Raw genomic sequence first — 16,201 nt, forward strand, 5'->3', positions numbered from 1 at the left:
GAGGGGCACCGGCGGGTGGTGGGCGCCGTGGTTTGAGTGAGAAACCGGTATGAAATACTCGAATTTTCTCCCTCTCTAAGGCTACCGGAGTTCACCCCGGAACTCAGAATTACGCACCGCAAATGAACGGACTTACCGGGCATATGACAAAGCGCGTCTTTTATGACGGCGGCGGGGCTGATACTCCGGCATATGACGGTAGGCTGTGACGCTAAAGCCCGACAAGAAAGCGCAGGTCAACGCAACATATCAGCCTGCCTTGCCGTACCCCTGGCGGGCGCAAAAAGGGCGGCACCGCACCGCGCACCAGCCCGAAGGCTCGCACACGAAGCGATGCCGCCCCTCCCCCGAAAAACGCTCGGGGATATTCCTCAAAACTTTAGGTGTGGGAAATAGCGGTGTTGGTCGCAGGCTTACGCAGCTTACGAGACTCCAGCACCTTATCGACCAGGCCGTACTCCAGGGCAGCAGCCGCAGTCAGAATGTTGTCACGCTCAATGGAGCGGTCAACTTCCTCGTAGGTCTTGCCCGAGTGCAGTGCCAGGGTCTGTGCAGTCCACTCACGCATACGCATAACCTCGTTCGCGTGAATCTCAATGTCAGATGCCTGACCGCCCTGCTGACCGCTCAGCGCGGGCTGGTGAATCAGCACGCGAGCGTTCGGCAGTGCCAGACGCTTGCCGGGGGTACCGGCAGCCAGCAGAACCGCCGCAGCGGATGCCGCCTGGCCCAGGCACACGGTCTGGATCTCGGGGCGGATGAACTGCATGGTGTCGTAGATGGCGGTCATTGCGGTGAAGGAGCCGCCGGGCGAGTTGATGTACAGGGTGATGTCACGCTCGGGGTCCTGTGCCTCCAGCACCAGCAGCTGAGCCATGATGTCGTCAGCGGATGCGTCGTCCACCTGGGTGCCCAGGAAGATGATGCGGTCCTCGAACAGCTTTGCGTACGGGTCCTGACGCTTGTAACCGTAGGGGGTGCGCTCCTCGAAGCTGGGGAGCACGTAGCGGTTGCTCGGCATAGCCGGCGCCGAGGTGGTGATATCGTTCGGCAGGTAGTTCATATGCATCTCCCTTATGCGTTCTTCGATTCGGGCAGCTTACCGGCGGTGGTGGCAATGTGGTCGAAGAAGCCGTATTCCAGGCCCTCTTCCGCGTTGAACCAGTTGTCGCGGTCGTTATCCTTCAGGATGGTTTCCAGGCTCTTGCCGGTGCGCTCAGCGGTGATCTCTGCCAGGCGCTTCTTCATGTCCAGAATCAGCTCAGCCTGGGTGCGGATATCCGATGCGGTACCGCCAATACCGCCGAGGGGCTGGTGCATGAGGATGCGGGCGTTCGGGGTTGCGTAGCGCTTGCCGATGGTGCCTGCGGTGAGCAGGAACTGACCCATGGATGCTGCCATACCGGTCACCACGGTCACCACGTCGTTCGGGATGAGCTGCATGGTGTCATAGATAGCCATGCCGGCGGTGACGGAGCCGCCGGGAGAGTTGATGTACAGGTAGATGTCTGCCTCGGGGTCTTCAGCCGAGAGCAACAGCATCTGGGAGCAGATGAGGTTGGCGTTGGAGTCGCGCACCTCGGAGCCGAGCCAGATAATGCGCTCCTTCAGGAGGCTGTTGTAGACGTAATCTTCCTGGGCACCAACGATGGGGGTTGCCATAGACGGCGCGGGCGCCACGCCGGCTGCCTGGGAGGCGCCGATGGGCAGAGGCATGTAGCTGGACATTCTTCCTCTTCTTCTCTAATGGGTCTTCGCTGCATCTTTGCGCGATTTACGCGCCGGAGCGCACGCGAAAAGTTTCGTTGCTACTACCTTACCGATAGTTGCTCTCCCCCGCTTCCCTTCGGGTTGTTCGTTCGCCAGGGGGTGAAGCAGAGGCGAAAACCTCGGTACGGAATAACTTGAGGGCGGAATAGTTTGGGGTGAAAAGAGCCTCAGCGGGCACCCAACCGGTAATTCGGTGGATGCCCGCTGAGGCTACACGTTTCAAGCAATCAGCGCACGCCCTCTAGCGGGGTGGCTTCTTGCAGACCGTGGCGGGGATTTAGGCAGCTGCCTCTTCGCCCTCGCCCAGGTACTTGGACAGGTCAACAACGTTGCCCTTGGTGTCCTTGACCACTGCGGTCTTCAGCACTGCTGCCAGAGCCTTGGAGCGGCGAACCTCGCCGACCAGTGCGCCTGCCTGGCCGGAGCCGTCCAGCATCTGTGCGAACTGGTTGGGGTCCATGCCGTACTGGGAGCTCATGGTGATGATGTAGTTGATCATCTCAGCCTGGTCGACGGTCACTTCTTCCTTGTCCGCAACAGCGTCGAGAACCATCTCGTTCTTGAATGCGGTCTCGGTGTTCTCGCGAACCTCGGCGCGGTGCTCCTCGGTGTCGTGGTCTGCTTCAGCGTTGGGGTTGTTGAAGTGCTGCTCGAGCTGGTCCTCGATAACCTTCTCGGGGACGGGGATCTCGACGAGCTCAACGAGCTTTGCGAGGACCTTGTCGCGTGCCTGGGTGCCCTGCTCGGCAACCTTAGCTTCTGCAACCTGCTTCTTGATGTCTTCCTTCAGCTCGTCGATGGTGTCGAACTCGGAAGCCAGCTGTGCGAACTCGTCATCAGCTGCGGGCAGCTCGCGCTCCTTGACTGCGGTGAGCTTGACCTTGATGACTGCCTGCTCACCTGCGTGCTCGCCGCCGGAGAGCTTGGTCTCGAAGGTTGCGTCCTCGCCAGCGGACAGGCCGGTCAGAGCCTCGTCGATGCCGTCGAGCATGGTGCCGGAACCGATCTGGTAGGACAGGTCGTTTGCTGCATCTACCTGCTCGCCGTCGATTTCTGCGGCGATGTCGATGGTCACGAAGTCCTTGTCAGCTGCGGGGCGCTCAACGGTCTTCAGGGTGCCGAAGCGCTCACGCAGAGCGTCCAGTGCCTGAACCTCGTCCTCAGCGGTGACCTCTACCTCGTCAACCTCAACCTCGAGGCCCTCGTAGTTGGGCAGCTCGATTTCGGGGCGGACGGTGACGGTGATGGTCAGCTTGACGTCTGCCTCACGGTTCTCGGTGGAGGGCTGGGACTGAACGTCCAGCTCGGGCTGTGCCAGGGGGGAGAGTTCGTTCTCGCCCAGTGCCTGTGCGTAGTAGTCGTTCAGAGCGTCGTTCAGGGATGCCTCGACGATGTAGTCGAAGCCCGCACGCTGCTCGATGAGCTGCTTGGGCAGCTTACCCTTGCGGAAGCCGGGAACGCTGATCTGACCCGAGAGGTTCTTGTAGGTGCGGTCCAGGTAGGGCTTGAATTCTGCGAAGGGAACCTCGACCTCAATCTTTGCGAGGGTCGGGTTGAGCTTCTCGACGGCGGTCTTCACGTCCGTGATCTCCTCATATAGTTTCGGTGCGGCACGAATCGTGTGTGCCGCGGTTGCTTAGTGGAAAGAGCGCCACGACCTTGTAGCGTCGCGGCAACCGTTTCACGTCGGGGCGACAGGATTCGAACCTGCGATCTCCTGCTCCCAAAGCAGGCGCGTTAGCCAAGCTACGCCACGCCCCGTGAAACCGACCGTGTTGCGCACTTGCGTGTTTAACACAGTCAGTGCCCTAGTTTACCTGTTTTCCCGCTAAATGCCCAACACAGCAGCTCGTGCGCGGTTTATTTCCACTGAGCGCGTACTCCCCTAATAAGGATGCGCAGACCGGCACAAAAAGAGGAGGCGAGCGCCCGCAAGAACCCGCAAAGCCAGCACACAAAACCGTGCCAACACGCCAAAGAGTTTGACAGCACAGATGGAACCTCGCTACTATGGTCAAGTTCCAATTCGGGGATGTAGCTTAATGGTAAAGCCTCAGTCTTCCAAACTGATTACGCGGGTTCGATTCCCGTCATCCCCTCGCACAATCCCCCCGACGTTGTCGGGGGGATTTTTTGTGCTCGGGGATGCCGGGAATCGCTTACGGGCGAAAATGCATTCCCTCGCGCGCTCGGGATTTTCGCCCTCCAGCCCGTCATCCCCTCGAGAACTATCCTGAACGAATCGTGGGAACCGCTTCCGCATGCGGATTTGTTTCCTCGCGCGCTCGGAATCCGCACGCTCCAGCTCGTCATCCCCGACAACACACGGAGCCCCTACCGCACTTACCCCACCTAAAAACTTCACCCCAATAAAGCAATAGGAAACAGGTACGAATATTTACCCCAAAACATGGTACACTTATTCGAAAGTAATCTATTTCAGATAGGAAAATCCAGTGACCTTGAAGATTAATGAAAAAGCTTTGGAAAAGCTCGTACAGCAACAGATTGCTACAACGACTCAGAAGTATCAGCATGAGTTTGACCGCATCGCCTCAACTATGAAGGGTAAACCGGTGGAGTTGATTCTGCCGGAACTGCAGAAGTTTGTGAAGCAACAGGGTGGAAATATTGATAATGCACAGCTGAAGGAGTGGGCTCAGTGCCTCTCTAAGGGCGAGAAATTCATCTTCACTTCATAAGCCCTCACAAAATCAGAGCAGTAGAGCTAAGCGAGGAGCCCCAATTTATTATCGAGGACTCCTCGCTTTTCTCGTATCCACAGCCGTGAGTTAGAGCCGGATACCACTACATCTGGCAGCCGGGGCACCAGTAGAGTTTGCGGCCGGCGATTTCTTCCATGCGGATGGTGGTTCCGCAGCGGCGGCAGGGCTCGCCGTGGTGCATGTACACATAGTTGGCGTGGTCGGGCCACGCTTCGGTTTCGGGTACGCCGGGGCGGTCTTCGGGCTCGGTGGTGATGATGCGCCCCACGCGCACGCCGATGACCAGCAGGTGCTTATTGTCTTCCCAGAGTCGCTCCAGCTCCTCGTCACTGAGGCTCTTGCCGGGGCGTAGCGGATCAATTTCCTGGCGGTACAGCGACTCAGCGCGGAAGATATTGCCCACGCCGGAGATTGCCGCCTGATCCATCAGAATCACGCCAATCGGGCGGGAGCTCTTGCGTGCCGCGCGGTAGAACTGTTCGGGGTCGGCATCCGGGTTGAGCGGGTCGGGGCCGAGCTTGGAGCGGACGGTGCGCACCTCCTCCGGGGTGAGGGTACGGCAGATAGTAGGGCCCACCAGGTCCGCCCAGCCATGCTCCGAAACAATACGGCAACGCACCGTACCCTTCGGTTCGGGAGGACCGGCGTAGGGTTCCCCCTCCCCCGCCGCGTATTCTTTTTCGCCGATCTTGCGGGGCGCGCCAATGCTCGAAGCACCCGTGAACGTCTCATCCCCACCGAAGCTCCAGTTACCGTAAATACCCAGGTGCACGTTCAGGGTCAGGTCGTTCTCGAAGGTCACGAACAGGTGCTTACCGTGCGCGTACGCCCCGGTGATGGTGTGCCCATCCAGCAGGGCGGCACCCTCGGCGTAGCGGCCCTGCGGGGAGGAAACCTGCACGCGCTCGCCGGTGAAGACGTCACTGATTTGGCGGGCGATACGGTGGATGGAGTGGCCTTCGGGCACGGGTTCTCCTCGAAAACTTGTCGGCTAGAAATAGTGCGGATTATATAGGGTGCAAAGACGACTGAGGCGCATAGCCTGCACTATGCGCCTCAGATTTTAGAGCTTAGGCAGCGTCAATCTGCTTGCCGGCAATGTCGCCGGTCTGCTCGTACTCAGCCAGCTGACCGATACGGCGTGCGTGACGCTCCTCGTTGGTCCAGGGGGTAGCCAGGAAGACCTTGATGATTTCCAGTGCTTCTTCCTTGCTGTGCTGGCGACCGCCCACAGCTACAACCTGTGCGTTGTTGTGCTCGCGAGCCAGCGCCGCGGTGTCGTGGTTCCATGCCAGAGCCGCGCGGATACCATCAACCTTGTTCGCAGCCATCTGCTCGCCGTTGCCGCTACCGCCCAGCACAATACCCAGGGAGTCCAGGCCAGCCTCGCGGTCACGCTTCACGCCAAGGGCTGCGTTAATACAGAACGAGGGGTAGTCGTCCAGCGGGTCGTAGTCGGCGGGGCCGTGGTCAATCATTTCGTAGCCCGCAGCGGTGAGGGACTCAATCAGGTAGTGGCTCAGCTCGAGGCCAGCGTGGTCGGTTGCGATGTGTACGCGCAAGGTACTCTCCTGGTGATTTTGTCTTGGTGTGACGTGCGTTTGTGCGTTCGTGGGAGGCGCCGGTTCTCAGTTCTGAGCGCCGTTGCTAGAGTGCGCCGCGCATCCATCAGGTGGGATACGCTCCCCGTTTGGGTTTTTTCTGTCTTAACTGTATCGAATTCGCGCGGGTTCGGGTAATGCGGAGCCTTCTAGACCCCCAGCTATACGGTAGACTGTGGGGTATGGCACTTTTTGGTGTCCCGATTCGCCGCGCCCAAACTTGAACGCCTCCAGCGCTACGTATGCAGCGTCGCAGGAGCCGCGCACCTCGGGAACCAGCGCACCATGACAGGGCGTGTCAACACGGCACGCTATTCACATCTAAGGAGAGGGAGCTGTATGCCCGGCCTGAACCTAACCCGCAATGAGGCAACCGAACGCGCATCCATTATTAAGCGCGTGCACTCGTACCGTATTGAACTCGACCTGCCGAAGGACAAAGACGTCTTCTCCTCGAAGGTTGAGATTCGCTTCGACGCTCAGGAAGGTGCCTCCACCTTCATTGACGCTATCACCTCCTCGGTCAAGTCCATTAACCTCAACGGCGAAGAGCTGAGCACCGACCTGGCGGACGGCGAGCGCATCCAGCTGCCGAACCTTGCTGCTGAGAACACCCTGGTCATTGACGCAGAGATGTTCTACACCAACACCGGTGAGGGTCTGCACCGTTTCGTGGACCCCGCCGACGGCGAAGTGTACCTGTACTCCCAGTTTGAGGTGCCGGACTCCCGCCGCGTGTTCCCCGTCTTTGAGCAGCCCGACCTGAAGGCTGAATTCGAGTTTATTGTGCGCGTTCCCTCCCACTGGGTGGTTGTGTCTAACCAGCCCGAGGTGAAGGTTGAGGAGAAGGAGTGCGGTTGCGGCCGTGCGAAGACCTGGTTCTTCAAGCCGACCCCGCGCATGTCTTCGTACATTACCGCGATTGTGGCTGGCCCCTACGAGAAGGTCACCAGCGAGCTGACTAACTCTGAGGGTCGCGTGATTCCGCTGGGCGTGTACGCCCGCAAGTCCCTCATGCCGTTTGTGGATGCTGAGGACATGTTTGAGCTGACCCGTCAGGGCTTCGAGTTCTACGAGGAGCAGTTCAAGACCCCGTACCCGTTCGAGAAGTACGATCAGCTGTTCGTGCCCGAGTTCAACGCCGGTGCGATGGAGAACGCTGGCTGCGTGACCTACCTGGAGACTTACGTCTTCCGTTCCAAGGTTGCGGAGGCTCTGCGTGAGCGCCGCGCTATCACCGTTCTGCACGAGCTGGCTCACATGTGGTTCGGCGACCTTGTCACCATGAAATGGTGGAACGACCTGTGGCTGAACGAGTCTTTCGCTGAGTTCATGTCAACCCTGGCTGCTGCGGAGAACACCCGCTACGCGAAGGAGGCGTGGGCCACCTTCGCCGCATCGGAGAAGACCTGGGCGTACCGTCAGGATCAGCTGTCTTCGACTCACCCGATTGTGGCTGAGATTCGTGACCTTGCCGATGTTCAGGTGAACTTCGACGGCATTACGTACGCGAAGGGCGCTTCGGTGCTGCGTCAGATGGTGGCATGGGTTGGCCAGGAGAACTTCATGGCTGCTCTGAAGGTGTACTTCGATAAGCACAGCTGGGGCAACACCGTTCTGGATGACCTGCTGGTTGAGCTGGAGCGCACCTCCGGTCGTGACGTGCGTGCGTGGAGCGCTAAGTGGCTTGAGACCGCTGGTGTTAACACTCTCGCCGTTGAGATTGAGAATGACGAGGCTGGCAACATCTCTTCGCTGGGTATCCGCCAGTCCTACGCTGAGGGCTTCGAGACCCTGCGCCCGCACCGTGCGGTAATTGGTTTCTACAACTTGGTGGACGGTAAGCTGACCCGCACCGACCGCATCGAGCTGGACATTGACGGCGAGCTGACCGTGGTTGAGGAGGCTATCGGCAAGAAGCGCCCCGACCTGCTGCTGCTGAACGATGAGGACCTGGCGTACGCTAAGATTCGCCTGGATGAGCGTTCCATCGAGACCGCTATCAAGCACCTGGGCGACATTGATTCGTCCGTGGCTCGCGGCGTGGTCTGGGGTTCGCTCTGGGATACCGTGCGTGACGCTCAGATGCCGGCACGTAAGTACGTTGACCTGGTGCTGAACAACATCGGTAAGGAGACCAACTCCACCGCTCTGCGCACCCAGATCAACAACCTGTCCGCTACCCTGCACTCCTTCGTGGCTCCCGAGGCTCGCGAGGAGACCCGCCACCGTGCCGCTGACCGTCTCTGGGAGCTGGCATGCGTTGCAGAGCCCGATTCGGATGCTCAGCTTCAGCTGCTGCAGGCGTTCATCAACCAGACCCGCACCGAGGAGCAGTACGACAACGTGCAGCGTCTCTTCGAGGGTGAGCTGACCCTTGAGGGCCTGGACATTGACGCTGACCTGCGTTGGAACCTGGTGTGCCGCCTGGCTACCGGTGGCCGTTTCTCCGCCGAGCAGATCGTTGCGGAGCTGGAGAACGACAACACCGCGAACGGTCAGCAGTACGCCGCTCAGGCATACGCATCGATTCCGACTGCGGAGGCTAAGGCTGAGTACTGGCACAAGATCATGGTGACCGGCGAGCTGTCGAACATGATTCAGCGTTACGCTATTTCCGGTTTCAAGTCCGGCAAGCCCGAGCTGATTGCCCAGTACAATGAGCCGTACTTCGAGCAGATTGAGGGTATTTGGCGTTCGCGTTCGCACGAGATTTCCATGCAGATTATTGGTGGCATGTACCCGAGCGAGCCGACCGCTGAGCTGCTGGAGCGTACCGAGGCGTACCTGGCTTCTCTGCCTGAGGATGCTGCGGCTCTGTACCGTCAGATTGCGGAGGCACGCGACGGCGTGGCTCGTGCGCTGAAGGTTCAGGCGGCTGACATCTAACAATGCTTGTGAGCTGAGGCGGGTTCATTGCCTGCTCTCATAGGTTTTTGCTCATGGGTTTTTATTCGTCCCCTTCTACCCCGATTCGGGGTGGGAGGGGACGTTTCTATATGGGGTTTATGCCGGTTCTATTTTGAGTTGTGCCCCAAGTTGCGCACCGGTTTGCACACCGGTTTGCACACCGGTTTGCACACCGGTTTGCGCACCGAGTCTAATTCTTGTCACTGCGGTGCATATTTTTTGTTATTTTCATTTGAATATCCCTCAAAAGCTCTCTACTTGGGGTTGCGCCTATCGTATACTGTTGTGCATGCCTTCTATCAAGTCTCCTATCGCGAAAGTTTCTCTGACCGGCACAATCCTTGCTGTGGTTGCCGCCGGTTCCTTTGGCGTGTACTCCGCAGGAGGCTTCATCGCGCCCGGTGGCACCGCCGCTACCGCTGCTGCGGGCGCCGAGCCTACCCAGTCGGCGCAGGAAAGCCCCAGCGAGTCCCCCTCCCCCGAGCCGACTCCGGAACCGACCACCCCGGCGCAGAAGATGGAACGCACCGCGCAGAACGCCTTCGGCAAGGAGGGCGCGCAGGCAACCGGTGAGATTCAGGCGCCGTTCCCCACCTCCGCTGATGCCGCCGACATGCTGGTTCAGCAGTTCAAGGGTGGCGTGGTCATGTACACCCCCAAGTACGGTCCGGTTGCGGTGGAATCCGGCGTCTACGAGCACTGGTGGAAGCAGCGCGGGTACAGCGACTTTGCCGGTTGGGAGGGTCTGCCGGTGAGCTGGCGATCCAAGAAGGGCGTTCTGTACACCAAGTTTGAGAAGGCTGAACTCTACTGGGATAAGGCGAACGGTCTGCCGCGTAACACCAATGTTCTTGGCGCTAAGGATGCCCTGGTGATTGGTGACTCGCAGGTGACCGCAACCTCCTGGGTTGGTTTGGGTCTGAAGCAGGCAGGTTTCGTCCCGTACCTGTTCCGTTGCGGCGGCATCGGTTTTGTGACTGCCCGCGAGGGTGTGTGCCCCTCCTACTATCAGGGTGTGATGGGTGGCCGTTGGGCTCTGCCGAGCGGTAACCCCGGCGTGATTTACCTGGACGCCTCCGGCAATGACATTTACATTCACGAGGATGAGACGAAGGCGCGCGAGCACGTGAACGCTCACCAGACTCAGGTCATTGAGCAGCTGCGACGTATGTACCCGTCGTCGAAGATTGTGTTCGGTGGTGTGGTGTCTATGGATGAGGCGTCTGCACCGGATAAGCAGGTGGCGCATAAGCGTCACGTGGCAAACGAGGTGGCAAGGCAGGGTGCCCGCGAGACCGGCGTGCTGTTCATGGACACCTCGGGCTGGCAGAGCCTCTACCTGGCTGAGGGTGACATGGCTGATGGCGTGCATCTGAAGGAGAAGGCGCACCATAAGCTGGCGGGCCCCTTTGCGACTCGTCTGCGTGAACTGCTCGGCACCGCGTAAACTAACTGTGTAATCAGCCGAGTACATCAGCTTCGATCAACGCATATAGCATTAGAATGAGGCGCCGGGAGGATTGAATCCTTCCGGCGCCTCATTCGTTTGAGTGGGTTACCCACCGCAGCTCTCAAGTTAGTGTGCGGGTTTTATGCCGCGACGTTTGCCTGGCGTTCCTTCGCCTCGGCCTTCTGGTGTGCGAGCACGCCCTCCGCAAGGCGACGCTTCTGACGCTCACGAGCGGCTTCCTTCTCACGCTGCTCGGCAGCCCAGGCGACCGGGTCAATGTCGATCGACTCGTAGTGCCATTCGCCAATGTAGTCGCGAATCGGGGCGACCCAGGTGACGGGAATGCCGCGGCGCAGGTACACCTCGTGGTCGGTGTCTTCAAAAGCGTGGATAAGGCGGTTGCCGTCAGCAATCAGGGACTCAATGATGGAGTCCTTCCATACAGGGCTGTTGGAGCCGTCGTTGCCGGGCTTAGCGAACACGTGCTTGGGTTCCAGACCTGCGCGGGCGATGAACTGGTTCAATTCCTTCATGTAGGTGCCATCGCGGCCGGTAATTACTACGACCTCTGCGCCGGTGTCTGCCGCGATTTCGCGAACACGGTCGGCAATTTCAACATTGACCGTGGCGTTGCGGATGGCCTTGAAGAATCGGCGGTTGCTTGCGAAGAAACCGGTCAGGTACTTGTCCATCTGATCTCGGTTGCTGGCAAGGGTACCGTCAATGTCGACTGCAATCAGATCCATATAGGTCTCACTTTCGATCCGTACGGGAAGAATGCGCCTGGTGAGGGCGCGGCGGAAGAGTTCCCGTGCGGTGTGGCTGGTAATCGGTGTGTCAAAGACGCCCCGGTGAAAGGGCGTAGTCTTTCTAGAATACCCTATTTTCGTAAAGTAATGCCCTATCGAATGTCATTATTACAACTACCCCGTTGATGTCATACAGCATAGAAAACCACTGGTGGCGCAGGCAAAGAGCCCACACCACCAGCGTAAAAAATCTAGAAATGTCTCAACAAACGGTTTAGAGTAGCGAACCGGAACCGCGGCGCACCAGCACCATACCGGCGGGCGCCACAATGCGCAGCCACTCCTCCGAACCAACATGCGCAGCGAACAGCGGCAGATCGCCCGTGAAGCCTTCCGGGATGAAACCAAACACGCGCAGGGCGAATGCCGCGCCGGTCGGCACAAGCACGGTATCGAACTCAGGTAGGTACTCCAGCACCATATCGGAGGACCAAATACGCGAGCGCACCGTAGAAAGCACAGCAGCGCCGGGGTTCTCGGGCAGGGCGCGTTCTACCGCCTCCAGGCCTTCTGCGGTGGCGCGGTGGAACTCTTCAACCGGGACGGTACCAACCTCGTACCAGCCGCTGAGCGGGGCTGACTTGCCAGCCCAGCTGGCGTTGACGGTCACCGGCGGCATGAACAGCACCAGCTGCGGGTTCTCTTCGTTACCCTGTTCTTCTGCCTGCTTCTGCAGACGCGCCAGACGGTCCAGCAGCGCCTGCGCCTGTACGGTCATGTCCAGGGTGGAGTCAGCCAGCAGGTGCAGGGCGCGCAGACCCATAATGACCGGGGTGTTCGAGGAGGCGTCCTCCGGCTCCAGGGAGCAGGCGAATACCGCCACCACGCGGCCGCGTGCGGTCAGGCGGATTGCCGCGTCCGGGTTCACCGCCAGGGCGCGAGAAATGTAGGTGGCAAGGTCCTTGACCACTGCGGCACCCTGGGCGCCGCCGGGCAGAATCAGGTAGGGCTCCTCCACGCCTTCGTGGGGGTTGTACTTGAGCTCGATGGGTGCGGGCGCGTTGTTCTGGTCGGGAGCGTTGTCCTGTGCGGTATCAGGGGTAGTTTCAGACGGCGTAGTCATTTCTGCTCCTTTTCGGCGTTAGTCTGCCCGGTGGCAAGTTGGTGGGTGATATATGCGATGGTGTGTGAAATAGATGATCCGGATTGATTGTCCGGGTCAATATTTCCTAGTCAATGTTCCGAATCAACCTGTCGTGGTTGTCTCAGAGTATGCTCTCCCACTCTACGCCAGAAACCGGCTCATTGAAAACGTGCGAGAATAAAACCATGACCAAGCCCACTGTGACCCAAAACCTCATGCGGATGCTGGACCTCTCCCCCGTGGAGGCGGCGCCCGCCTCCTTCGGTAGCGATGAAGTGTCTACCGGCGTGACGCTCACCCGCGAGCAGCCGCGTACTTTCGGTGGTCAGGTTCTTGCCCAGTCGATTATTGCCGCCGACCGCACGGTGGAGGGCAAGGACATCCACTCGATTCACGCCTATTTTCTGCGTCCCGGCGATATTGAGCGTGAACTGTTCTTTGCCGCTCAGCGTCTGAATGATAGCCGTTCCTTCTCGACCCGCCGCGTGCAGGTGTTCCAGGATGAGGCGCCCATGTTCTCGGCAATTATGTCTTTCCAGGCGGATAGCCGCGGCCCGGAGCACACCGCAGTGACTATGCCGGAGGTTCCGGATCCCGAGTCGCTGCCGATGGTCAGCGACTATCTGGGTGAGTTGCCGCACCCCATTGCGCAGGCGGTCGCGTGGGAACGCCCGATTGATATGCGACACGTGGACGCGCCCCTGTACACTCAGGCGGATGCCTCCTCGACACAGCCGCGTGCCTGTGTGTGGTTCAAGACCTTTGACCGCCTGGTGCATGCTGATGGTTCTGAGGCCTCGGAGGCGGAGCACCGCGCCGCTATCGCCTACGCTTCGGATTACCTGCCGCTGGAGCCTGCTCTGCGTCGTCACGGCAAGTTCTGGCTGGAGCCGGGCCTCAAGAGCGCCTCGCTGGATCACGCGATGTGGTTCCACCGTTCGGCGCGCGCCGATGAGTGGCTGCTGTACGTGCTGGATTCCCCGAGCGCGCAGGGCGGCAGGATGCTCGCGCAGGGTTCGATTTTCAATCGTTCCGGTGAGCTGGTGGCGACCGTGGCGCAGGAAATGATGTTCCGTCTGCCGGAGTACCGCTAAAGCAGAGTACCGATAGAGTAGAGTACCGCTAAGCCGCAGGTACACCCTCTAAAGCTTCGGCACAGCGACAACTCAAAACGTTAGAGCATACAGAAAGACCGTGTGAGGTGGTTGTCTCACACGGTCTTTCTTATGTTCTAGTGTACGGTCTAGAAGCCGTTTGGAAGCTCTTATTTGGCTTCGACGTCAATCACACCGTCCGGGGAAATGTGCACGGTGCTCTTGGTGCGGCGGGAAACAAAGAAGTCACCCACGAATACCAGACCGGTCACCAGAAGACCCAGTGCTGCCATCCATACTGCCGCCACGCCGTAGATTATCGGGAACAGCACCACGAGCAAGCCCAGAATAAGGGTACCAATAGCAGAGAGCTGCAGGTGGCGTCCGGCGGCGTAGCTCAGGTATTTCACGCCCTGGGCAGTCATCAGACGAATCAGCGCCCACATAATCATCCACGTACCCACAATGGTCGGGATGAAGGTTGCCTGTGCACCCACCGAGGCAGTCAGCAGAATCAGGCCAGCCACCACGGTCAAGATGCCGTCAACCAGGTCCCAGCCGGTACGTGCCTGCTTTGGCGTGCCGAAGTAACGTACCAGTTCAAACACGCCACCAAGCCACACCGAAATGGAGAACACATAACCCAGAACTACCAGCGGAATAGCGGGATTGGCGAACATGTAGATTGCCGCTGCAATCAGCAACAGACCGGTAACCAAGGACATCCAGTTATATTTTGAAAGCATAATGCTCTTCTCTTCGTAATCACATGTGTCAGTTGCACTTACGTGCATACCCATTATAAACCGTGAATATGAAATCCGCCACGATATATCGGTCGCCACTGAGCGAACTATTTCTACCGACGAATAACCCACCACGTAGCGGAACAACACGTGAGATAGCAGGACTATACCCCTTCCCCAGCAGACACAGCGAAGCCCCACCTCCTCACGCTTCAACAGCGTCAGGAGGCGGGGCTCGTTACCGAACCAAACCCTATCGGGTCAGCTTGCGGTGCACCACGCGGTGCGGCTTGGCGGCCTCGGGGCCGAGGCGCTCAATCTTGTTCTTCTCGTAGGACTCGAAGTTACCCTCGAACCAGTACCACTGATCCGGGTTCTCATCGGTGCCCTCCCACGCCAGGATGTGGGTTGCCACGCGGTCCAGGAACCAACGGTCGTGAGAGACGACCACGGCGCAGCCGGGGAATTCCAGCAGCGCATTTTCCAGGGATGCGAGGGTCTCAACGTCCAGGTCGTTAGTGGGCTCATCGAGCAGCAGCAGGTTACCACCCTGCTTGAGGGTCAGCGCCAGGTTCAGGCGGTTGCGCTCACCACCGGAGAGCACACCCGCCTTCTTCTGCTGGTCCGGGCCCTTGAAGCCGAACGCGGAAACGTACGCACGCGAAGGCATTTCAACGTTGCCGACCTGGATGTAGTCCAGACCGTCAGAGACGACCTCCCAGAGGCTCTTCTCCGGGTCGATGTTCGCGCGGTTCTGGTCAACGTACGAGATCTTCACGGTCTCGCCGACCTTCAGCTCGCCGCCGTCGAGGGGCTCCAGGCCAACGATGGTCTTGAACAGGGTGGACTTACCCACACCGTTCGGACCAATCACACCCACAATGCCGTTACGGGGCAGGGAGAAGGACAGACCGTTAATCAGGGAACGGCCGTCGAAGCCCTTCTGCAGGTTCTCAGCCTCAATAACGACGTTACCCAGGCGGGGTCCCGGAGGAATCTGAATCTCTTCGAAGTCAAGCTTGCGGGTCTTCTCAGCCTCCGCAGCCATCTCCTCGTAGCGTGCCAGACGAGCCTTCGACTTAGCCTGGCGGCCCTTAGCGTTGGAGCGGACCCAGTCCAGTTCCTCGCTCAGGCGCTTAGCGAGCTTAGCGTCCTTCTTGCCCTGAACTTCGAGGCGGGCGCGCTTCTTCTCCAGGTAGGTGGAGTAGTTACCCTCGTAGGGGTACAGGTTACCGCGGTCAACCTCGGCGATCCATTCTGCCACGTGGTCGAGGAAGTAACGGTCGTGGGTAATCGCGATGACGGCACCCTCGTAGGACTGCAGGTGCTGCTCCAGCCAGAGCACGGACTCTGCGTCCAGGTGGTTGGTGGGCTCGTCGAGCAGCAGCAGGTCGGGCTTCTGCAGCAGCAGCTTGCACAGTGCCACGCGGCGGCGCTCACCACCGGAGAGGTGGGTGACGGGCATGTCAGCGGGCGGGCAGCGCAGCGCCTCCATTGCCTGCTCCAGCTGGGAGTCCAGGTCCCATGCGTTAGCGGCGTCGATAGCTTCCTGCAGCTGACCCATTTCTTCCATGAGGGCGTCGAAGTCAGCATCGGGCTCAGCCATGAGGGCGGAGATTTCGTTGAAGCGGTCCAGCTTGGACTTGATTTCGCCCACGCCTTCTTCAACATTGCCCAGAACGGTCTTTTCTTCGTTCAGCGGCGGCTCCTGCATGAGGATACCCACGGTGTAGCCTGCGGTCAGGCGTGCCTCACCGTTGGAGGGCTGGTCGAGGCCAGCCATGATCTTCAGGATGGTCGACTTACCCGCACCGTTCGGGCCAACCATACCGATCTTGGCGCCGGGGAAGAACGACATCGTCACGTCGTTAAGGATGACCTTGTCGCCCACAGTCTTGCGGGCCTTGATCATCTGATAAATAAATTCAGCCATAGTTACCTATTTTAGCGTGATTCTGCGGCGCGCTGACGACTTAGTCAAATATTCCCCACCTTCAAGCATGCACGATTT

Annotated in this window: 13 protein-coding genes and 2 tRNA genes; 5 read left to right on the forward strand and 10 right to left on the reverse strand. The window is 59.3% G+C overall.

Annotation, left to right across the window (positions count from 1 at the left end; translation table 11 throughout):
• Positions 1-379: 379 nt before the first annotated feature.
• From HMPREF2884_RS04285 to HMPREF2884_RS04300, 4 genes are all read right to left on the reverse strand, one after another.
• Complete coding sequence (locus tag HMPREF2884_RS04285; protein WP_012903382.1) at positions 380-1,069, reverse strand: ATP-dependent Clp protease proteolytic subunit; 690 nt, start codon at positions 1,067-1,069, stop codon at positions 380-382.
• Positions 1,070-1,074: 5 nt separating this feature from the next.
• Positions 1,075-1,728, reverse strand: coding sequence for an ATP-dependent Clp protease proteolytic subunit (locus HMPREF2884_RS04290; protein WP_005505718.1), 654 nt, complete (start codon positions 1,726-1,728; stop codon positions 1,075-1,077).
• 319 nt (positions 1,729-2,047) lie between these two features.
• A complete protein-coding gene (tig, locus tag HMPREF2884_RS04295; protein ID WP_070506103.1) occupies positions 2,048-3,349 on the reverse strand; it encodes a trigger factor in 1,302 nt (433 codons plus the stop codon).
• A 107-nt stretch (positions 3,350-3,456) separates the two neighbouring features.
• Positions 3,457-3,531, reverse strand: a tRNA-Pro gene (locus HMPREF2884_RS04300).
• Between the two features lie 267 nt (positions 3,532-3,798).
• Here HMPREF2884_RS04300 and HMPREF2884_RS04305 point away from each other — a divergent pair.
• Together HMPREF2884_RS04305 and HMPREF2884_RS04310 are read left to right on the forward strand one after the other, a co-directional pair.
• Positions 3,799-3,869: transfer RNA gene (locus HMPREF2884_RS04305), tRNA-Gly, on the forward strand.
• A gap of 357 nt (positions 3,870-4,226) precedes the next feature.
• Positions 4,227-4,472 carry a hypothetical protein gene (locus HMPREF2884_RS04310; protein WP_083309675.1) on the forward strand — a complete coding sequence of 82 codons (246 nt, stop codon included), beginning with the start codon at positions 4,227-4,229 and terminating at the stop codon, positions 4,470-4,472.
• A 106-nt stretch (positions 4,473-4,578) separates the two neighbouring features.
• On the opposite strand, the gene HMPREF2884_RS04315 is transcribed toward HMPREF2884_RS04310, so the two are convergent.
• Both HMPREF2884_RS04315 and HMPREF2884_RS04320 read right to left on the reverse strand, forming a co-directional pair.
• A complete protein-coding gene (locus tag HMPREF2884_RS04315; RefSeq protein WP_070615904.1) occupies positions 4,579-5,463 on the reverse strand; it encodes an Fpg/Nei family DNA glycosylase in 885 nt (294 codons plus the stop codon).
• 103 nt (positions 5,464-5,566) lie between these two features.
• Complete coding sequence (locus tag HMPREF2884_RS04320) at positions 5,567-6,058, reverse strand: ribose-5-phosphate isomerase (RefSeq protein ID WP_005505713.1); 492 nt, start codon at positions 6,056-6,058, stop codon at positions 5,567-5,569.
• Positions 6,059-6,436: 378 nt separating this feature from the next.
• On the opposite strand from HMPREF2884_RS04320, the gene pepN reads away from it, so the two are divergent.
• Positions 6,437-8,986: an aminopeptidase N gene (gene pepN / locus HMPREF2884_RS04325; protein WP_070615906.1), complete on the forward strand. Its 2,550-nt coding sequence runs from the start codon at positions 6,437-6,439 to the stop codon at positions 8,984-8,986.
• 310 nt (positions 8,987-9,296) lie between these two features.
• Entirely contained in the window at positions 9,297-10,454 is a 1,158-nt protein-coding gene (locus HMPREF2884_RS04330) for an SGNH/GDSL hydrolase family protein (protein WP_005508134.1), read from the forward strand.
• Positions 10,455-10,597: 143 nt separating this feature from the next.
• Here the strand turns inward: HMPREF2884_RS04330 and HMPREF2884_RS04335 are convergent, their stop codons facing one another.
• Entirely contained in the window at positions 10,598-11,203 is a 606-nt protein-coding gene (locus HMPREF2884_RS04335) for a phosphatase domain-containing protein (protein WP_070615910.1), read from the reverse strand.
• A gap of 277 nt (positions 11,204-11,480) precedes the next feature.
• Positions 11,481-12,329, reverse strand: a complete 849-nt coding sequence (locus HMPREF2884_RS04340; protein ID WP_070615912.1) for a DUF8185 domain-containing protein — start codon at positions 12,327-12,329, stop codon at positions 11,481-11,483.
• Positions 12,330-12,535: 206 nt separating this feature from the next.
• On the opposite strand from HMPREF2884_RS04340, the gene HMPREF2884_RS04345 reads away from it, so the two are divergent.
• Positions 12,536-13,444 (forward strand): acyl-CoA thioesterase, encoded by a 909-nt coding sequence (locus tag HMPREF2884_RS04345; protein WP_070615914.1) that lies wholly within the window; start codon positions 12,536-12,538, stop codon positions 13,442-13,444.
• A 170-nt stretch (positions 13,445-13,614) separates the two neighbouring features.
• Here HMPREF2884_RS04345 and HMPREF2884_RS04350 read toward each other — a convergent pair whose 3' ends face one another.
• Complete coding sequence (locus HMPREF2884_RS04350; protein ID WP_246827923.1) at positions 13,615-14,190, reverse strand: HdeD family acid-resistance protein; 576 nt, start codon at positions 14,188-14,190, stop codon at positions 13,615-13,617.
• 253 nt (positions 14,191-14,443) lie between these two features.
• Positions 14,444-16,123, reverse strand: a complete 1,680-nt coding sequence (gene ettA / locus HMPREF2884_RS04355) for an energy-dependent translational throttle protein EttA (RefSeq protein WP_070599850.1) — start codon at positions 16,121-16,123, stop codon at positions 14,444-14,446.
• Between the last annotated feature and the right edge of the window lie 78 nt (positions 16,124-16,201).

The sequence above is a fragment of the Rothia sp. HMSC073B08 genome (assembly GCF_001812975.1).
Classification (GTDB): domain Bacteria; phylum Actinomycetota; class Actinomycetes; order Actinomycetales; family Micrococcaceae; genus Rothia; species Rothia mucilaginosa.

Coding starts and splice junctions, on each gene's coding strand:
- HMPREF2884_RS04345 (WP_070615914.1), top strand. CDS start 12,536: ATGACCAAGCCCACTGTGACCCAAAACCTCATGCGGATGCTGGACCTC.
- HMPREF2884_RS04285 (WP_012903382.1), bottom strand. CDS start 1,069: ATGCATATGAACTACCTGCCGAACGATATCACCACCTCGGCGCCGGCT.
- ettA (WP_070599850.1), bottom strand. CDS start 16,123: ATGGCTGAATTTATTTATCAGATGATCAAGGCCCGCAAGACTGTGGGC.
- pepN (WP_070615906.1), top strand. CDS start 6,437: ATGCCCGGCCTGAACCTAACCCGCAATGAGGCAACCGAACGCGCATCC.
- HMPREF2884_RS04350 (WP_246827923.1), bottom strand. CDS start 14,190: ATGCTTTCAAAATATAACTGGATGTCCTTGGTTACCGGTCTGTTGCTG.
- HMPREF2884_RS04340 (WP_070615912.1), bottom strand. CDS start 12,329: ATGACTACGCCGTCTGAAACTACCCCTGATACCGCACAGGACAACGCT.
- HMPREF2884_RS04290 (WP_005505718.1), bottom strand. CDS start 1,728: ATGTCCAGCTACATGCCTCTGCCCATCGGCGCCTCCCAGGCAGCCGGC.
- HMPREF2884_RS04330 (WP_005508134.1), top strand. CDS start 9,297: ATGCCTTCTATCAAGTCTCCTATCGCGAAAGTTTCTCTGACCGGCACA.
- HMPREF2884_RS04335 (WP_070615910.1), bottom strand. CDS start 11,203: ATGGATCTGATTGCAGTCGACATTGACGGTACCCTTGCCAGCAACCGA.